Consider the following 18,285-nt stretch of genomic DNA (forward strand, 5'->3'; position numbering starts at 1 on the left):
CATGTCATCCCGGTCGATGGTTACGTGTCCATCGACCGGAATGACATGGTCGGCTCCCTGCTTTCCGGGGGTCCCGGGGTCAGTGGATCGTGCGGCCGTGGGTGTCCGGGACGCCAGATTTCCGGAGGAAGTAGGTGTTGAGCTGGTCGCGCCAGTCCGTGGCGCTGCGGAGCTGCTCGGTCAGGCGGTCCGTGACCCGGGCCGCCAGGCGGGCGGCGTCGGCGGGTAGTGAGGAGCGGGCCTCGGACCAGGTCGCCACGAAGCGCTCCACGCGTTCGACGCCCTCGAAGTGGGTGTCGTAGATGTGCTGGATCACCGTCTTCCCGGAGTGCAGCACGTGGGTGTACGGCACGTGGTGGAAGAAGAGCAGCAGCTCGTCGGGGCAGGTCTCGGCCGACTCGTAGATCTCGCGCCAGGGGGAGGGGTAGAGCCCCGCAAACCCGGTGCCGGTCGCGACGGTGCGGTCGACGCCGATGCCGTCGCGGTCCGCGAAGTGGTACGTGCCCCAGGGCGTGTACTCGTAGCCGTCCACGTCCGGGCCGTAGTGGTGGCCCGGGCGCACCATGAACCCGACGCCGAGCGGGGCCGTGTACAGCTCGTAGGTCTCCCAGGAGTCGTCGAGGATCTCGTGGATCGCGCCGGCGACGCCGGGCGCCGCGCCCGGGAACGTCATCGCGATCCACTCGCCGAGCAGGCCGACGGGATCCGCGGCCGGATCCCAGCAGAGCCTGCCGTAGGCGTAGAGGTTGGCCTGCGCGAAGGGGTGCCCGGTCCAGAACTCGTCGTCGCCCGCGTTCGACACCGCGACGAGGCCGCCGGAGTTCGCGACGAGCCCGGCGACCGTCGTCGGGCCGGGCGGGATGTCCGACGACGTCGTCGTCCCTGGTTCCGGGACGGGTGGCGTGGCCGCGCCCGCCAGGAAATCGAACCGCAGGATCTCGCTCCAGGCGCGGCCCAGGTACACGGCATGCTTCTGCTGGCCCGTGTACTCCTGGGTGACCTGGAGCTCCAGGGCGACCCGGGTGCGCGGCAGCGCGGCGAGCACGGGCGAGATCGGCTCGCGCACCTGGAAGTCCATCGGCCCGTGCTTGACCTGGACGATCACGTTGTCCGCGAAGCGGCCGTCGAGCGGGGCGAAGTTGTCGTGGGCGGCGCGGGCCCGGTCGGTCGAGCGGTCGCGCCAGTCCTGGCGGTGGTCGTAGACGAACGCGCGCCAGTGGATCAGGCCGTCGTGCGGTTCCACGGCCGCGGCCAGCAGGTTCGCGCCGTCGGCGTGGTCGCGGCCGTAGGCGAACGGGCCGGGCTGGCCCTCGGAGTCGGCCTTGACGACGAACCCGCCGAAGTCCGGGATCCTCGCCCAGACGCGGTCGGCTGCGTCGCGCCACCAGCGGGCGACGCCGGCGTCCAGCGGGTCCGCGGTCGGCAGCCCGCCGAGCGTCATGGGCGCCGCGAACGACACCGCCAGGTGCACCCGGATCCCCCAGGGCCGGAACGCGGCGGCGATCCGGGCGACGTCGGGCAGCCCGTCGGTGAGCAGGCGCGCCTCGCGGGCGTGCACGTTGACGTTGTTGATCGCGACCCGGTTGATCCCGGTCGACGCGAGCAGGCGCGCGTACTCCTCGACGCGGGAGAGGTCGGCGCGCACCTCGCCGTCGGCGTAGAAGATCGAGCCGCCCGAGTAGCCGCGCTCGACCTGTCCCATCACGTCGTGCACGGCGACGTTGTCCCAGTGGTCGAGCATCCGCAGCGGGGTGGCGGGCGCGTGGGTCTCGACCGCGTCGGGCCCGGTGAACGCCGCCTCGCCGAGCCGGACGACGTGGAAGAACCCGTACAGCAGCCCGCGGTCGGAGGCCGACTGGACGACGACGGCGCCGTCGTCCCGCAGCAGACGGAACGATTCGTCCTCGGCGTCGCAGGCCGATCCGCCGTCGTCCGGGCCGGGGGCGTCGTCGTCCTCGGTGAGGGTGAGGACGAGGTCGGCGTCGCCGACGCCCGAGCCGGGGTCGAGGCGCGTGAACGAGCCGCCGTGGGCGGCCGTGGCGCCGGCGACCTCGGCGGCGATCGTGCCGACGAGCGCGCCGTCGCCCCGGACGGCGACCCGGCGCCGGCCGACGGCCGCGAACGCGGAGGAGGGGAGCCAGGCGGGATGCGCGGGAGTGGTGTCCGTGGACGAGGTGGGGGAGTTCACCGTTCGTGACCGTTCCGTAGAGGGGGCGGTGGGCGGTTGGTGCGCGGACAACAAGAGAGTGCCGCGACGGGACGTCCCAGGTCCACCCCCCGAAACCGGGCGGACCGGACCGAACTCCGTCGGAAAACGATATCGAATTCGGGCGACCTGATGGCGCCCTCCTGCCAGGGGAGACGGTCAGGCCGACGGCGGGGCGTAGGCCTTCTTCGGGAGGTGATAGGCGAGGTCGGCCGCCGTGTCGACGGCCTCGTCCAGCTCGAGGCGGTGCTCGACGACGAGCCGGGCCAGGAAGCCGGCGTCGACCCGGCGGTTCAGGTCGTGGCGGGCGGGGATCGAGCAGAAGGCGCGCGTGTCGTCCACGAAGCCCGAGGTGTTCGAGAAGCCCGCCGTGCCCGTGGCCGCCTCGCGGAACCGCCGCATCGCGTCCGGCTCGTCGAGGAACCACCACGGCGCGCCCAGCCGCAGGGCGGGGTACACGCCCGCCAGCGGCGCGAGCTCGCGCGAGTACACGTCCTCGTCCACGGTGAACGCGATCATCCGGAAGTTCTCGGCGTGCCCGAACGCGTTGAGCACCGGCCGCAGCCCGTTCGCGTACTCGGTGACGACCGGGATGTCGTACCCCTTGTCCGGCCCGAACGTCGCGAACCGCTCCGGGTCGTGGTCGCGCAGCACGCCCGGGTGCAGCTGCATGACCAGCCCGTCCTCGCAGGACATCGCGGCCATCTGGAACAGCATGTGGCCCGAGAACGCGGCGTTCTCCTCGGCCGTGACCTCGCCCCGGGCCAGCGCCCGCGCGAAGAGCTCCGCGGCGACGTCGTCCGGCAGCGGCGTCGTGTCCGCGCTGAGGTGGCCGTGGTCGGTCGCGGTCCCGCCCGCCGCGACGAACGCGCGGCGCCGCTCGCGCAGCGCGTCGAGGTAGGCGGCGTACCCGCCGATCTCGATGCCCGACGCCGTCGCCAGCCGCGCGACGTCGTCCCGCCAGCCCGGGCGGGCCGGGTGGAGCAACGGGTCGGGCCGGAAGGTGGGCAGCACGCGGGCGCTGCCGGGGGTGCCCGTACCGTCCAGGCCCTTCAGCTCCTGTGCCAACCGCTGGTGCTGGGCCAGGTCGCTCCACGCCGGGTCCGTCGTCGCGATGACCTCGATGCGGAACTCGTCCAGCAGCGCGCGGGGCCGGAACGCCGGGTCCTCGAGGCGTTCGGCGAGCTGGTCGTAGATGGCGTCGGCGGTCTCGGCGGACGGCCGCCGCGTGATCCCGAAGATCTCGACGAGCTCGTGCTCGATCCAGTACCGCGTGGGCGTGCCGCGGAAGTGCTTCCAGCCCTCGCAGAACCGGCGCCAGATCGCGCGCGGGTCCTTCTCCAGACCAGGGGCACCTTCCGGGCCGACGCCGAGCGCGGGCAGCGGCGTCCCCTGCGAGACGAGCATCCGGGTGAGGTAATGGTCCGGGACGACGAACAACTGCGCCGGGTCGCCGAAGGGCGTGTCGTCCGCGAACGCGGCGACGTCGACGTGGCCGTGCATCGAGACGATCGGGAGATCGCGGGTGGTCTCGTAGATCTCGCGGGCGACGGGCCGGGTGGCCGGGTCGGCGGGGAGGGCGCGGTCGGGGTGCAGCGTCCAGTCACTCATGTGTGGCCCCTTCGGTGCGGCGGCAGTGCGAACGTTTGCATGCTACCGGAGGGTGCGGGTGCTTGCGCCGGGCCTGTCATTGTGCGAACGTTTGCACGCGATAGGGTCCCCGGATGGGAAGGAGCGGTATGGCCACGGTGCACGACGTCGCGCGCGACGCGGGTGTCTCGATCTCGACGGTCTCCCGCTCGTTCGACCCGTCCAGCAAGATCTCCCCGGCCACCCGCGCCCGGGTGCTGGGTGCCGCCGAGAAGCTCGGCTACCGGCCGCATCCCGTCGCGCGCGGCCTGCGCACCGGGCGTACGCACGCGGTCGGCCTGCTCGTCCCCGACCTGGGGAACCCGTTCTTCGCCGCCGTCACCAAGGCCGTCCAGGCCCGCGCCCGCGCGGAGGGCTACGAGGTGTTCGTCGCCGATTCCGACGAGGATCCCGAGGTCGAGCCGGAGCTGATCCGGGCCCTCGCGATCCGCACGGACGGCCTGCTCCTGGCCTCCCCGCGCGCCGACGCCGTCAGCCTCTACGAGGCGCTGGACGGCGTGATCGCGGTACTGCTCAACCGTGAGCTGCCGCCGCCGGTCGCCGCCGCGGCTCCGCCGGAGCCATCGTCCGAGAGGCCGCCGATCGTCCCCGAGCAGCCTCTGGTCGTCTCCGGTGGGCGGCCCGTGGCACTCGATGCGCGGGCCTCGGTCGTCGCCGAAGGGCGGTCGCCCGCCGCGTCCGCCGTCGTCCCCGGGATCCCGGCGATCACGCTCGACGACGCCGACGGCGTGGCGCAGATCCTCGGCCATCTCAGCGCCCTCGGCCACCGCACCGTCGGCATCGCGGCCGGCCCGAAGGCCTCGTGGTCCGCCGCCCGCCGCGTCGCCGGCCTGCACGCGGCCGCCACCAGGTGGGACGTCCGCCTCATCGAGCTCGGCGACTTCCGGCCGCATTTCGCCGGCGGCATCCAGGCCGCGGATCACGCCGTGGCGAGCCCGGCGACCGCCGTCGTCGTCTTCAACGACCTCATGGCGCTCGGGGTGCTGGACCGGCTGCGGCAGCGCGGCATCGACGTGCCCGGCCAGATGTCCGTGATCGGGTACGACGACGTCCCGCTGGCGACCCTGGTCACCCCCGCCCTCACGACCGTCCGCGTCCCGCTGGACAAGCTGGGCCGCCGCGCCGTCGACCTGCTGCTGGCGCGCCTGTCCGGGACGACGGCGCCCGCGGGCGCCCAGCTCCCCGTGGAACTGGTGATCCGCGGCTCCGCGGGGAGCGCCCCCGAGGAGCCACCAGGGAGATGAGCTCTGCTGCCGGGTCGCCCTCGGGTTCCCAGGTGCGCCGCGTGCTACGGCCTCGGTGCGTGGCGCACCTGGGAACTCGTGGGTGACGAGGCAGCGGCACTCCCGCCGAACCGCACGCCGACCAGGAGGATGGACATGACTGACAGGCTTTCGAGGGAAGCGCTTCCCGAGGGGGTCGCCGCCCCCGTGCACCCCGAGCGGGTGGGGATCGTGCACCTGGGGATCGGCGCGTTCCACCGCGCCCACCAGGCCGTCTACACGGAACGTGCGATGGCCGCGACGGGCGACCTGACCTGGGGCATCCTCGGCGTCACCCAGCGCTCGGCCACGGTCCGCGACCAGCTCCGCCCCCAGGGCGGCGTCTACGCGGTCCTCACGGCCGGCGACATGACTCCCCCCGCACCCGAGCCGCGGTCGTCGTCGACCACGAGCTTGCCTGCACCAGCACGAGGTTCGCGGGATTCTCTCCCGGGCGACGCGCGGGAACCTCGTGGTGACGAAGGGAACCTCGTGCTCGGCCCGCAGCTTCAGGTCGGGCTCGTGGGGGCCGTCGTCGACATCGCCTACCCCGCCGAGGAGACCGGGCGCGTGCTGGCGGCCATCGCCGCCCCCACCACGCATGTCATCACCCTGACCATCACCGAGAAGGGGTACGCCCGGCTCCCCGGCGGCGGCCTCGACCTCGCCCGCGTCCGGCCGGATCTCGACGCCCTCGCGGCGGAATCGGCGGGCGGTGCGGCCGAGCCCGCCGCGGCGTCGTCGGCCATCGGGCTGCTCGTCCGGGGGATCGCCGCGCGGCACCGCGCGGGCGGCGCCCCGCTGACCGTGCTGACCTGCGACAACATGGTCGAGAACGGGCGCGTGCTGGAGGGGCTGGTGCGCGAGGCCGCGGGCGCGGCCCTGCCCGGGGCCGACGGCGACGGCCTGCGCGCCTACCTCGAGGCGCAGGTCACGTTCCCGTGCTCGATGGTGGACCGGATCGTCCCCGCCACCACGGCAGGGCAGCGCGACGTCGTGGAACGGGCGCTCGGCGTCCGTGACGAGGGGCTCGTCGTCGGCGAGCCGTTCACGCAGTGGGTCATCGAGGACACGTTCGCCGGGCCGCGGCCCGCCTGGGAGCTCGCGGGCGCGACGTTCACCGACGACGTCGCCGGGTTCGAGCAGGCCAAGCTGCGCCTGCTCAACGGGACCCACTCGCTGCTCGCCTACGCCGGGGCGCTCGCGGGCCACGCGACGATCGCCGAGGCCGTCTCCGACCCGGTGATCGCCCGGTACGCCCGCACCTACCTGTTCGACGACGCGCTGCCCACGCTCCGGGCCCCGCAGGGCCTGGACCTGCAGGAGTACGGCGAGGAACTGCTCCGCCGCTTCGCCAACCCGCACACCGGCCACACCACGACCCAGGTCGCGATGGACGGCACGCAGAAGATCCCGTTCCGCTGGGGCGGCACGCTGGAGGACTCGCTGGCCGCGGGCAGGGTGCCGGAGGGCCTGGCCTTCGGCCTGGCGTCGTGGGCGCTGTTCGTCCGCCGCCGCACGCTGGCCGCGGCGGGGGTGTCCGACGACGTCGCGGGCGGGACCGGCGGCGGCGTCGACGACCCGCGGGCCGCCGAGCTGGCCGCCCTGGTCTCGGCCGGCGACGCGCCGCACGACACCGTCCGCAAGCTGCTGGACCTGCCGGGCCTGCTGCCCGTCTCGAACGGCGGCCTGGTCGCCGAGGTCCTCGGCCACGTGAAGGCGTGACCGGTGGCCGGGCGAGCTCGGCGCCGGGCCGGGGCGGCAGGGGTGTCCAGGTCCCACCGCCCCGGCGGTCCGGGGTTACGGCAGCACGCGGTCGAGCGCCTCGAACCAGCGGGCCGCGATCTTGACGTTGCCGTCCTCGTCGGGGTGGACGCCGTCATAGGTGTCGGTGTCCGGGTCGAAGCCCGTCCACTGGTCGACGACGACGATCGGCGACTCCTCGGTCGAGTTCTCCGCCGCCCACGCCGGGATCTGCGCGTTGAGGTCGATCGCCCGCTGCGCGCAGTCCGTGCAGCCGAACGACGGGGCCGGCTCGAGCGGGATGATCTGGGCGACCAGGATCGTCGCGTCCGGGTTGAGCGTCCGCAGGTCGGTCACGATCGAGGTGTACGCGGCCAGGATCTGCGACGGGGGCAGGTTGCTCCAGACGTCGTTGGTGCCGAAGTGCAGCAGCAGCACGTCGGGTGTGTTCTGCTGCATCCACCGGTAGGTGTTCCCGTTGGAGACCGACTGGGTGACCAGGTAGCCGCCGTGGCCCTCGTGGTCGGCGTCGGACGCGGCGGGGTTGCAGGCCTGTGACTCCCCGCCCACGAAGTCGACCTCGTGCCCGGCGGTGTCCAGCAGCTGCCAGAGGTTGCCGCGCCAGCAGCCGGGGCTGCCGGTGATGGAGTCGCCCATGGGCATGATCTTCACGGGACCCGCCGGCGTCGGCGGATCGGTCGGTGTCGTCGGGGACGGCGCCGGGCTGACGGTCGGCGTGGCGGAGGGCGTGGCCGACGCCGGCGGCGTCGGCGGCGACTTCGGCGGCGTCGGCAGGACGACGCCGTTGCAGAGGTCGCCGTTGACGCGGGCGTACGACGGCGAGGCGGTGCTGCCCGAGCCGACGAACCCGAACTGGACGCTGCGCCCGGCGGGGATGCTCGCGTTCCAGCCGACGTCGGACCCGTGGAACGTCGTGCCGGTCTGGCTCCAGCCGACGTTCCACGCCTGGCTCACGGTGGTCCCGGCGGGGAACGCCCAGGTGAGATCCCAGCCGTCGATCGGCTCGCTGCCCGCGGTGATCGTGACGTTCGCCTGGAACCCGCTGCCCCAGTTGCTGGCGACGGTGTACTCGACCTCGCAGCCCTCCTCGGCCGACGCCGACGCGGCGCCGATCACCGGGAGCGTGCCCGCGACCAGGGCGGCCGCCAGCGCGCTGATGATCGCAACGCCTCTTCGCGTTCGAAATGCTCGCATGATCCACGTCCTTAGCGATGGAATGACAGGGTGGGAAGCGTTTTCAGAACGTAGTCCGCGCGCGCCGCCCCGTACAGACCACCGGAGCTAGCTGAAACGCTTAATCAGTTCGATCCCGCACGCCGCAGCGCGATCATGGCTTTCCCGGGGAATCCGATGCGGTGTAGAGTCTTGTAACGTTTCAATCGGGCCGTCGACGACGACAGGGGAGATCTCCCGACATGCGAGCAACCATCCTGGGCACCGGCGCCATCGCCGCCCTGCACGCGGACGCCCTCGCCGCGCTGAGCCACCACGGGATCGAGGCGCGGGTCACCCACGCGGTGGACATCGATCCCGGCCGGGCCGCGGATTTCGCCGCGCGGCACGGCGTCCCGAACCACGGCACGTCGCTCGACGAGGCGCTCGCCGACACCGACGTGCTGCACATCTGCACGCCCCCGGGCGTCCACCTGCCCGCGACGCTCCAGGCCCTGGCCGCGGGCGTGCACGTCGTCGTCGAGAAGCCCGCGGTGCTCTCCCTCAAGGAGGCCGACGCGATCGCCGCCGCCGAGCGGTCCGCCGCGCCGGCCCGCGCCGGCGGTGGCACGGCGCGCTTCACGCAGATCGTGCAGCACCGGTTCGGCGCCGGGGCGCTCCGGCTGCGCCGCCTGCTGGACGACGGCGCGCTCGGCCGGCCCCTCGTCGCGACCTGCGACACGATGTGGTTCCGCCCGCCCGCCTACTTCGACGTCCCCTGGCGCGGTCGGTGGGACACCGAGGGCGGCGGCCCGACGATGGGTCACGGCATCCACCAGTTCGACCTGCTGCTGGCGATCTTCGGTGAGTGGACCGAGGTCACGGCGATGGCCGGGCGCCTGGCGCGCGAGGTCGACACCGAGGACGTCTCCATGGCGATCGTGCGCTTCGCGAACGGCGCGATGGCGAGCGTCACGAACAGCCTGCTCTCCCCGCGGCAGGCCTCCGACCTGCGGTTCGACACCGAGAAGGCCACGATCGAGCTGTCGCACGTGTACGGCTACTCGGACGAGAACTGGACGTTCACGCCCCTGGAGGGCACCGACGTCGCGCAGCTCTGGACCCCCGAACCGGACGCGCTGCCGAGCGGCCACGAGGCCCAGTTCGTCGCGACGTACCCGGCGCTCGCCACGGGCGCGCCCCTGCCGGTCACGGTGTCGGACACCCGCGGCACCCTGGAGCTCGCCGCCGCGATCTACCGGTCGGCGTTCACGGGGACCCCCGTGCGCGCCGGGCAGATCGGGCCCGCGGATCCGTTCTACGAGTCGATGCGCGGTTCGGGCCCGGAGTGGCGGCCCGTGAAGGACGTCCCCGCCCACCCCGAGGAGGCAGCCCGATGAGCGAGCCGTGGCACCCGCACGACGCCCCGCACCGGAGGACGCCGCCGTCGGGCGTGCACCTGGACGACGACGGCTCGGCCCTGAGCTGCGACCTGTTCACCTACGTGTACCGGCCGGCGGACGTCCAGTACGAGTCCCCGCGCCCGTACTTCCACCCGATCCGCACCACGGGCGGCCGCGAGCTCAGCACGTACCGCCCGTGGGACCACGTGTGGCACAAGGGCCTGGCGTGGTCGCTGCCGAACGTCGGCCCGTGGAACTTCTGGGGCGGCCCCACCTACGTCCGCGACGAGGGCTACCAGGATCTCGCCAACGACGGCACGCAGGAGCACGAGCGGTTCGCGACCGTCTGGTCCGACGGCGGCTCGGCCGGCTTCCGCGAGGACCTGGCCTGGCGCGTCCCGCCGTCCGGCTGGGAGCCGCCGGGCCCCGGCGGGAGCCAGGGTCCTGGTGACCCGCTCCAGGTCACGCCCGGCGCCGTCGTCGTCCGCGAGGAACGTTCCGTCCGCGCGTCGCTGCGCGACGGCGTCTGGGTGCTGGCCTGGCACGCGGAACTGACCAACGTGTCCGACGACGCCCTGGACCTCGGCAGCCCCACCACCAAGGGCCGCGAGAACGCGGGCTACGGCGGCCTGTTCTGGCGCGGCCCGCGCTCGTTCACCGACGGCGTCGTGCTGGCGCCCGGCTTCACGGGCGACGCCGAGCAGGTGCGCGGCGAACGCTTCGAGTGGATGGGCATCGTCGGCCGGCACGACGGCGCGGCCCCCACCCCCGAGGGCGGTGCCGCCTCCTCCACCCTCCTGATGGTGGACCCGGGAACCAACCCGGGCGGCAAGCCCCAGTGGTTCGTGCGCTCCCAGCCGTTCTGCTGCCTCTGCCCGGCCCCGGCCTTCGGCGAGGAGATCCCCTTCGCCCCCGGCGAGACCCTGACGTTCGACTACGCGGTGGTCGTAGCCGACGGCGCCTCCGACGAACCCCGCGCCGCCACCCTCGCCGACCTCGGCCGCCGCGAGCTGGGGATCACCCACCGCTGACCGATTCTGTTCGTTCGGACGCGAGGGTGCTCGGTTTCGCCCAGTATGGCGGTTGTCCGACGCCGGAGTCCTGGTCACGTTGTCGTGAGGGTTCGCCCGACGCCGTCGTCGGCTCGGAGGTAGCGAACCCCCAGAGAGGACAACGACGTCATGACTCACTTCCTCGGCGGCCGTAGGCCGCGTTCCGTCTTCGCCGGGATCGGCGCCGCCGCGACCGCGGTGCTGCTCGCCGCCGGGCCCGCCGCCGCGGCCGGGCCCGCGTACCACCCGGCGCCCCGGACCGACGCGGCACTTCTCGAGCAGTGCGCCCAGGACGGCGGCGACATCGTGTGCACGTACGCGGATCTCGCAGCCGGCCACTACGACGTGACGGTGTTCCTCGGGGACGCCGACGAGGCCGCCGCGACCGAGGTCCGTGCGGAGGCCCGCCGGCTCATGGTCGCGGAGACCCCGACCGCCGCGGGCGAACTGACGCGCAAGACCTTCACGGTCAACGTGCGCACGCCCGAGGCTCAGCAGAACCGTCAGGACGTGCCGGGCGAACCGGGCCTGACGCTCCGGTTCACGGGCGGCGCTCCCGCGGTGGCGCGGATCGGGATCGCCGAGGCGCCCGAGCACGCGCCACGGCTGTTCCTCGGCGGCGACTCGACGGTCACGGACCAGGACAACTTCCCGTACACGGGCTGGGGCCAGCGCCTCCCGGCGCACTTCCGGCACGGCCTGTCGGTGGTGAACTACTCGGGCGGCGGCGAGAGCACGGTCTCGTACCTGTCACGCGCCTACATGTTCGGCGAGCTGACGCCGCAGCTGCGCTCGGGCGACGTTGTCCTGTTCCAGCTCGCGCACAACGACAAGACGACCACGGCCGCCGACTACCGCGCCAACCTCACCACCCTCGTCGAGGGCGTGCGGGCCCGGGGTGCGCAGCCCGTGCTCGTCACGCCGATCGTGCGCTGCCGGTTCACCGGCGACCAGCTGAACGACACCGGGCTGATCCGCACGGGTGAGGCGGATCTGCCCGAGGAGATCCGCGGCGTCGCTGCCGGGCTCGGCGTCCCGCTGATCGACCTCACCGCGATGAGCGAGGAACTCGTCGAGGGCCTCGGCTACGAGGCCGCCAAGCCGATCTACCTCATCGACGAGACCGGCGACCGCACGCACACGTCCGAGTACGGCGCGTCCGTCTACGCCGGTCTGGTCGCCGGGGAACTACGGCGGCAGGGCATCGTCCCCGAGCGGTTCTGGGCCGACGACGACGCCGCCCGCCCCTGAACCCCGTGCGGGGGTGGCTGAGCTGCCTGCCCCCGCACGGTCTCCCGCGAGGTCCCGCCGGGGAGTGCACCCTGCCCGGCGGGGCCTCGCCGTCGTGCCCCGGGCAACCGATGACGGGTCCTGCACGTTTTTGTCTGTCTGCTCCGCGACCGGACACCGTGGTGGCACGATCGCGGTCGTCAACACGAGGTCGCGCGGCTTCCCAGCCCGCGTGATCCTTGGAGCCGTCATGTGACGGCAGTGTGCAAGGAGGCTCACATGGTCACAACGAGAAGCGGGGCGCGCGCCGGGATCGCGCTGCTCGCGGTCACCGGTCTGGCCGCGCTCGGCGCGTGCTCCGGCGGTTCCGCGACGGGCGAGGACGAGAAGGTCACGCTCGTCTTCAACTGGTGGGGGGACGCGACCCGTGCCGAACGGTACGAGGAAGCGATCGCCCTGTACGAGAAGCAGAACCCGGACGTCACGATCCAGTCCGGCTACGCGGCGTTCGGCGACTACTGGACCGCGCGCAACACGGAGGCGGCCAGCGGTTCGCTGCCCGACGTGATGCAGATGGACAGCACCTACCTGAGCCAGTACGCGGCGAGCGGCCAGATCCAGCCGCTGGACGAGTACACGGCCGGCCAGATCGACGTCGCGAGCTTCCCCACCACGGTCATGCCGGCCACCACGGTCGACGAGCAGGTCTACGGCATCCCGACCAGCATCGGCACGCTCGCGAACTTCTGGAACGCGGACGTGCTCGACGAGATCGGCGTGGAGGCGCCCGAGGGCGACCTCACCTGGGAGGAGTACGACGCGCTCCTGAGCGACATCGCGGAGGCCGGCGCGGACCAGGATCCCGAGGTGGACGGTTCCACCCCGTACGCGCAGCTCATCGCCGTGTTCGAGATCTGGCTCAACCAGCAGGGCAAGCAGCTCTACACCCCGGAGGGCGAGTTCGGCTTCGACGAGGCCGACCTCACCGAGTGGTGGGAGCGCATCGAGCCGATGGTCGCCGACGGCGCCTTCATCGAGCCGAAGCGGGCCGAGCAGTCCGCCGGCGACAACCTCGGGATGAAGTTCACCGCGAACGAGATCAGCTGGTACAACTTCCTGGTCCGTTTCGCGGAGACGTCCGGCAGCGACTTCGAGATGACCCTCCCGCCCGCCGACGACGCGGAGAACCGCGGCCTGTACCTCAAGCCGAGCCTCATGCTGTCGATGTCCGCGACGACGGAGCACCCGGAGGAAGCGGCGAAGTTCATGGACTTCATCACGAACGACCCGGAGGTCAGCAAGATCTTCGGGACGTCGCGCGGGCTCCCGATCTCGGAGTCGGCCCTGGAGGCGCTCGATGACCTCGAGGGCCTCGACAAGCAGATCCTCGACTACTACGACGAGGTCCTGGAGGTCGTCGGCACCTCGCCGGCGCCGCCGCCGGAGGGCGCGGGTGCCGTGGAGGCGGAGTTCCTCCGGATCGCGAGCGACGTCTCGTACGGTGCGACGTCGGTCGACGACGCCGTCGCCGAGTTCTTTGCCGGCGCCCCGGAAATGATCGTCACCGACTGACCACGCCGTGGTGCCGAACAGGGCACTACGCGGTGCGGCCCGCGCCGCAGGAGCTTCTGATGGTGAGCCCGGGGAGCAGTTCCACGTGGCGGGGTGTGCGTGGGCCGGGCTCGTCCTCCGTCATGCGTTCCACCAGGAGCTTGAGGGCCTGGCGGCCGAGTTCGCGCCGTGGCGGGGTCACCGTGGTCAGGGGGACCACGGCCAGGGCGGCGTTCTCGTCGTCGTAGGCCACGACGGCGAGGTCGTCCGGGACGCGCAGGCCGCGGTCGAGGGCCAGCTCGACCAGGCGGGCCGCGTGGTAGTCGGTGTGGGCGAAGACCGCGCGGGTATTCGTGGCGCGGCAGGCGTCGAGGAGGTCGTTCAAGGTGGCGTCGAGGGCCGCGGGGTCCTCGTCGCCCTTGGGCAGGACGACGTCCGGGGCGCCGGCGAGGCCCAGGCGGGCCGCGGCCCTCGCGAAGCCCTCGCGCAGGTAGGGAGCGGTGGGGGAGCGGTCGAAGACGGCCAGGGCGATCCGGTCGTGGCCCAGTCCCGCCAGGTGCTCGGCGGCGAGGATGGCGCCGTGGGCGTGGTCCGTGCGGGCCTGGTCGAGTTCGCTCGCGCTGGTCACCGGGTCCGGGCGGCGCTCGACCAGGACCACCGGGACCGGGATGGAGCGGAGCCAGCGGGCGACGTCGTCCGGCTCACGATCGCGTGTCGTGGGGACGATCGCGATGCCCTGGACGCCCAGGCCCAGCATCCGGGAGACCTGGGCCTCCTCCACCTCCGGGCGGTACTGCGAGACGCCGAGGACGAGCCGGACCCGGAGTGACGGCGCGAGGGATTCCATGCCGCGCACGGTGTCGGGGAAGTGCGTGGTCGTGTTCGGCACGATGACGCCGACCAGGGCGCTCGCGGCCTGGGGGCCGCGGGTCGCGCGCAGGGCGATCGCACCGCCGTGGACACGTGCCAGCTTGCCGGCGCGGTCCAGCTCGATGATGTCGCGGCGGATCGTCACCTCGGAGACGCCCAGGTGGGCGGCCGCCTCCGCGGAGCGCACGCTGCCGCGCAGCTCGATCTCCCGTAGCAGGTGGTCCTGGCGTGCGATCGGCAGCATTGCCGTTACCTCCGGTGATGGGCGCGGGTTCGGTGCCGGACCCGGCCGCCCTCGTGATCGTAATTGTCCGCTCGGACAAACGTTTGCGGAGCATCGTACAGACTCGCGGGCGTGACGAGCACCGAAGCCTCAACCTCCGCCGCGACGTCGTCGTCCGTGGTGCATCCGGCCCTGCGACCGGCCGCGGCCTGGACCCGCGACCGCTGGCTCGGCCTGGCCGACGATCTCCTCGCGGCCACGGAGCCGTTCGCGTCGCCGGGCCGCGCGCTGATCTCGCTGCCGGGGCCGGTGAGCGCGTCCGACGCCTGGTCCGACGGTCTCGAAGGCTTCGCCCGCACCTTTCTGCTCGCGGCGTTCCGGCTGCGGGGGCAGGACGGCGACGACCCGCACGGCCTGCTCGAACGGTATGCCGACGGCGTCCGGCGCGGCACGGATCCCGGCTCGGCCGAGCGCTGGCCGCGCATCCCGGAGCGGCGGCAGGCCGTGGTCGAGGCGGCGTCGATCGCGATCGGCCTGCACGAGACGCGCGAGTGGCTGTGGGAGCGCTTGGACGCCGGGACGCAGGAGCGCGTCGTCGGCTACCTCGCGGACATCGTCGGCACGTCCGGTTACCGCAACAACTGGATCTGGTTCCAGAACGTGATCGAGGAGTTCCTGCGCGGGGTCGGCGGGCCGTGGGACCAGGCCGACCTGGACCGGAACCTGGAGCTCCAGGAGGCGCTGTACACCGGTGACGGCTGGTACTCCGACGGCCGCGGTCACGACGGCCGCCGCCAGAACTTCGACTGGTACGCGGGCTGGGCCTGGCACCTGTACCCGCTGCTGCACGCGCGGATCGCCGGCGAGCCCCTGGCGGAGCCGCACGGGACCCGGTTGCGGGAGTTCCTTGCCCAGGCCCAGCACCTTGTCGGGGCCGACGGCGCTCCGGTGCTGCAGGGCCGTTCGGCCACCTACCGCTGGGCGGTCCTTGCCCCGTTCTGGGCGGGCGCCGTCGCGGGCGTCACCCCGCTGCGTCCCGGCCAGACCCGGGCGCTGACCTCGGGCGTCGTCGAGCACTTCACCGCCGCGGGCGCCGTCGACGCGGACGGTCTGCTCCCGGTCGGCTGGCACCACCGCTACGACCGCATCCGCCAGCTCTACTCGGGCGGCGCGTCCCCGTACTGGGCGAGCAAGGGCTTCCTCGGCCTGTTGCTCCCCGTCGACGACGCCGTCTGGACCGACGCCCCGGAGCTCCCGGACGCCTGGCGCGAGGAAACGGTCACCACCCTGCGGGCGCCCGGCTGGATCGTCGCCTCGACGCCCGCGGACGGCGTCGTCCGCCTCTACAACCACGGCTCGGACCGCCTCCTGGAGAGCCGCCACCACCCCCACGCGGACGACCCGTTCTACCAGCGCCTCGCCTACTCCAACGCGACGTCACCGCAGCTCACCCGGGATGCGATCGCCGCCCCGCTGGAATCGCACGTCGCCCTCCTGGACGCCCACGGCACGCCGTCGCACCGCGAGGGCGTGAGCCGGGTCGCGCTCGACGGCAACGTCGCGATCTCCCGCTCCCGCGTCCGCTGGCTCGACCTCCCGGGCGCGCCGGGCGCGGATCCCGGTGACCGCGGCGGCGACCACGCCGGCGTCGCCGGCCACCGCATCGGCCCGCAGGTGGTGACGGCCAGCGTCGTCCGCGGCCGCTTCGAGGTGCGCCTCGCCTGGACGCTGCCCGACGACGACCCCACGGACACCGATACTGCCGAGGGCGCAGACGACGCCGGGCGTCCGCCCGTCCCGGGAGCGATCGCCTCCGCTGCCTGGCAGCACGACCCCGGCCCGTGGACGTTCCACCTGGGCGGCTGGCCGCTGGCGGCCGACCGCGACGGCGATCTGGTCGTGGAACGCGGCGACGACTGGGCCCGCGTCCACCGCCGGGACGGCCGCTCTTCCCTGGTCCGTGCCCTCCTGGGTCTGGAAACCCCCGGCTCCACCCGCCGCACTGGCGCCGACCCGATCGGCGAGATCTCGGTGACTCCCTGGCTCCGGTCTCAGAGCCGGGCCACCCCGGAATCCCCGGTAGCGGCCCTCGTCGTCCTGACGGGCGACCCGAACCCACGCGACGCCGACGCCGACGCCGTCGACTCGGTCCACCACGACCCGGGGACAGGCACCGTCGAGATCCGCTGGCGCACGGGCAAGACCGACGTCGTCCCTGTTTCTCGTGGTGGTAGCGGGCGGCGACGATAACCAGATCGTCGTCCTCCACGAAGGAGACGATCACGAGGCTGCGCCAGGGCCGTGCACGGGTGTGTCTGTTTCTGTTCGTTCGGGGGAGCGGCGGGCCGGCGGGCGGCATCGTGACGGGCACGGTCGGCCGCCGTTCGTCGTCGGACGGGATTCCGGGCCGGGCAAGAACCGTCACGAAGGAGTGACCCCCAGTGGTCGAAATCAGCAGAAGAACCGTTCTCACCACAGCGATCGCCGCCGGGGCGGGTGCGATGATCGCGCCGCGCGTCGCCTCCGCCGTCCCCGCGATGCCGGCCCTCGTTCCCACGGGACACGACCCCGTCGACCTGCACTGGCTCGAGGGCGGCACGCCCGCCGAGCTCGCCGGTGGTGCGACCTGGGGCGTCCCGTGGCCACGCGGCGCCTGCACCGGCGACCAGCGGTTCGCCCTCACCACCGGCGGCGCCGGCGTTCCCGTGCAGAGCTGGACCACCGCCTGGTGGCCGGACGGGTCCGCCAAGTGGACCGCGCACGCCATCGGCGCCGACGCGGCGGCGTCGGACACCTATCGCCTCGCGCCGGGCACCCCGGCCCAGGGCGCGCACACCCTCTCCGTCGCCGAGAGCCCGAGCCAGGTCGTGGTCGACACCGGCGTCGTCCAGGTCGTGTTCGGCAGGACCGGCGAGCAGGTCGTGCGGGAGATCCGCCGCGGCGGCGCGATCATCGCGCGCCGCGGCCGCCTGGTCGTCTCGCGCCAGGACAAGCCCTCCACCGACCCGGGCAGCGGCCCCAACTTCCAGGACTTCACCGGCGCGATCGACCGCGTCGAGGTCGAGCAGGACGGCCCGGTCCGCGCCGTCGTCAAGGTGACCGGCAAGCACAGGTCGGCGGGCCGCGCCTGGCTCCCGTTCGTGCTGCGCTTCTACCTGTACGCCGGGTCCGACGGCGTCCGCCTCGTCCACACGTTCCTGTTCGACGGCGACGAGAACCGCGACTTCATCCGCGCCCTCGGCGTGAAGTTCTCCGTCCCGATGCGCGGCGAGCTCTACGACCGCCACGTCCGCTTCGCCGGCACCGACGGCGGCGTCTTCGCCGAGGCCGTCAAGGGCGTCACGGGCCTGCGCCGCGACCCGGGCGCCGCCGTGCGCGCCGCGCAGATCGCGGGCGAGGCGCTCCCGGACCCGTCCACGTGGGACACCCGCGTCACGAGCCGCCTCAAGTGGATCCCGGACTGGGGCGAGTACTCCCTGAGCCAGCTCACCGCGGACGGCTTCGAGATCCGCAAGCGGACCGGTCAGGGCCACTCGTGGATCAGGTCCGACGGCGGTACGCGGGCCGCGGGGCTCGGCTACCTCGGCACCCCGGCGGGCGGCCTGGCGTTCGGGCTGCGGAACTTCTGGCAGCTGCACCCCACCGAGCTGGCGATCACGGGGGCGGCGAGCGAGGAGGCCGAGGTGACGGTCTGGCTGTGGTCGCCCCGCGCCGAGGCCATGGACCTGCGTTTCTACCACGACGGCATGGGCCAGGACACCTACCCGGAGCAGCTCGACGCCCTGGAGATCACCTACGAGGACTACGAGCCGGGCTTCGGCACCCCGTACGGCATCGCGCGCACGAGCGAGCTGATGTTCTGGGCGCTGGAGGCCACCCCGGGCGCGGAGCGGTTCGCCGCGCTGGCCGGCGCGAACGCGAC

The 18,285-nt window shown here is 73.2% G+C and carries 11 protein-coding genes and 1 pseudogene; 8 read left to right on the forward strand and 4 right to left on the reverse strand.

The window, feature by feature from the left end:
• Positions 1 to 79: 79 nt before the first annotated feature.
• The gene (locus ABD208_RS00500; RefSeq protein WP_344098704.1) at positions 80 to 2,188 is read right to left on the reverse strand and encodes an alpha-glucuronidase; all 2,109 of its coding nucleotides are present in this window, start codon (positions 2,186 to 2,188) and stop codon (positions 80 to 82) included.
• Between the two features lie 177 nt (positions 2,189 to 2,365).
• Positions 2,366 to 3,817, reverse strand: a complete 1,452-nt coding sequence (gene uxaC / locus ABD208_RS00505; protein WP_344098705.1) for a glucuronate isomerase — start codon at positions 3,815 to 3,817, stop codon at positions 2,366 to 2,368.
• A 113-nt stretch (positions 3,818 to 3,930) separates the two neighbouring features.
• Here uxaC and ABD208_RS00510 point away from each other — a divergent pair, with 113 nt between their 5' ends.
• Both ABD208_RS00510 and ABD208_RS00515 read left to right on the forward strand, forming a co-directional pair.
• Positions 3,931 to 5,100: a LacI family DNA-binding transcriptional regulator gene (locus tag ABD208_RS00510; RefSeq protein WP_344098706.1), complete on the forward strand. Its 1,170-nt coding sequence runs from the start codon at positions 3,931 to 3,933 to the stop codon at positions 5,098 to 5,100.
• Positions 5,101 to 5,235: 135 nt separating this feature from the next.
• Positions 5,236 to 6,843, forward strand: coding sequence for a mannitol dehydrogenase family protein (locus tag ABD208_RS00515; RefSeq protein WP_344098707.1), 1,608 nt, complete (start codon positions 5,236 to 5,238; stop codon positions 6,841 to 6,843).
• 75 nt (positions 6,844 to 6,918) lie between these two features.
• On the opposite strand, the gene ABD208_RS00520 is transcribed toward ABD208_RS00515, so the two are convergent.
• Positions 6,919 to 8,076: a cellulose binding domain-containing protein gene (locus tag ABD208_RS00520; RefSeq protein ID WP_344098708.1), complete on the reverse strand. Its 1,158-nt coding sequence runs from the start codon at positions 8,074 to 8,076 to the stop codon at positions 6,919 to 6,921.
• Positions 8,077 to 8,297: 221 nt separating this feature from the next.
• Here ABD208_RS00520 and ABD208_RS00525 point away from each other — a divergent pair, with 221 nt between their 5' ends.
• The 4 genes from ABD208_RS00525 (at position 8,298) to ABD208_RS00540 (ending at position 13,291) form a co-directional block, all read left to right on the forward strand.
• Entirely contained in the window at positions 8,298 to 9,434 is a 1,137-nt protein-coding gene (locus ABD208_RS00525) for a Gfo/Idh/MocA family protein (protein ID WP_344098709.1), read from the forward strand.
• Positions 9,431 to 10,468 carry a DUF6807 domain-containing protein gene (locus ABD208_RS00530; protein WP_344098710.1) on the forward strand — a complete coding sequence of 346 codons (1,038 nt, stop codon included), beginning with the start codon at positions 9,431 to 9,433 and terminating at the stop codon, positions 10,466 to 10,468. Before ABD208_RS00525 ends, ABD208_RS00530 begins: the two co-directional genes overlap by 4 nt.
• Positions 10,469 to 10,618: 150 nt before the next feature.
• Positions 10,619 to 11,740, forward strand: coding sequence for a rhamnogalacturonan acetylesterase (locus ABD208_RS00535; RefSeq protein WP_344098711.1), 1,122 nt, complete (start codon positions 10,619 to 10,621; stop codon positions 11,738 to 11,740).
• Between the two features lie 258 nt (positions 11,741 to 11,998).
• Positions 11,999 to 13,291 carry an ABC transporter substrate-binding protein gene (locus ABD208_RS00540; RefSeq protein WP_344098712.1) on the forward strand — a complete coding sequence of 431 codons (1,293 nt, stop codon included), beginning with the start codon at positions 11,999 to 12,001 and terminating at the stop codon, positions 13,289 to 13,291.
• 25 nt (positions 13,292 to 13,316) lie between these two features.
• Here the strand turns inward: ABD208_RS00540 and ABD208_RS00545 are convergent, their stop codons facing one another.
• Positions 13,317 to 14,384, reverse strand: a complete 1,068-nt coding sequence (locus ABD208_RS00545; protein ID WP_344098713.1) for a substrate-binding domain-containing protein — start codon at positions 14,382 to 14,384, stop codon at positions 13,317 to 13,319.
• A 111-nt stretch (positions 14,385 to 14,495) separates the two neighbouring features.
• Here ABD208_RS00545 and ABD208_RS00550 point away from each other — a divergent pair, with 111 nt between their 5' ends.
• Together ABD208_RS00550 and ABD208_RS20425 are read left to right on the forward strand one after the other, a co-directional pair.
• A complete protein-coding gene (locus ABD208_RS00550) occupies positions 14,496 to 16,613 on the forward strand; it encodes a DUF2264 domain-containing protein (protein WP_344098714.1) in 2,118 nt (705 codons plus the stop codon).
• Positions 16,614 to 16,900: 287 nt separating this feature from the next.
• Positions 16,901 to 18,259 (forward strand): annotated as a pseudogene (locus tag ABD208_RS20425) (exo-rhamnogalacturonan lyase family protein); the annotation flags it as partial.
• Positions 18,260 to 18,285 lie beyond the last annotated feature (26 nt).

This window comes from Myceligenerans crystallogenes (genome assembly GCF_039529775.1).
GTDB lineage: Bacteria > Actinomycetota > Actinomycetes > Actinomycetales > Cellulomonadaceae > Myceligenerans > Myceligenerans crystallogenes.

Excerpts from the sequence above, each read along its gene's own strand:
- uxaC (WP_344098705.1), bottom strand. The coding sequence starts at position 3,817 with ATGAGTGACTGGACGCTGCACCCCGACCGCGCCCTCCCCGCCGACCCG.
- ABD208_RS00510 (WP_344098706.1), top strand. The coding sequence starts at position 3,931 with ATGGGAAGGAGCGGTATGGCCACGGTGCACGACGTCGCGCGCGACGCG.
- ABD208_RS00515 (WP_344098707.1), top strand. The coding sequence starts at position 5,236 with ATGACTGACAGGCTTTCGAGGGAAGCGCTTCCCGAGGGGGTCGCCGCC.
- ABD208_RS00520 (WP_344098708.1), bottom strand. The coding sequence starts at position 8,076 with ATGCGAGCATTTCGAACGCGAAGAGGCGTTGCGATCATCAGCGCGCTG.
- ABD208_RS00525 (WP_344098709.1), top strand. The coding sequence starts at position 8,298 with ATGCGAGCAACCATCCTGGGCACCGGCGCCATCGCCGCCCTGCACGCG.
- ABD208_RS00530 (WP_344098710.1), top strand. The coding sequence starts at position 9,431 with ATGAGCGAGCCGTGGCACCCGCACGACGCCCCGCACCGGAGGACGCCG.
- ABD208_RS00535 (WP_344098711.1), top strand. The coding sequence starts at position 10,619 with ATGACTCACTTCCTCGGCGGCCGTAGGCCGCGTTCCGTCTTCGCCGGG.
- ABD208_RS00540 (WP_344098712.1), top strand. The coding sequence starts at position 11,999 with ATGGTCACAACGAGAAGCGGGGCGCGCGCCGGGATCGCGCTGCTCGCG.
- ABD208_RS00545 (WP_344098713.1), bottom strand. The coding sequence starts at position 14,384 with ATGCTGCCGATCGCACGCCAGGACCACCTGCTACGGGAGATCGAGCTG.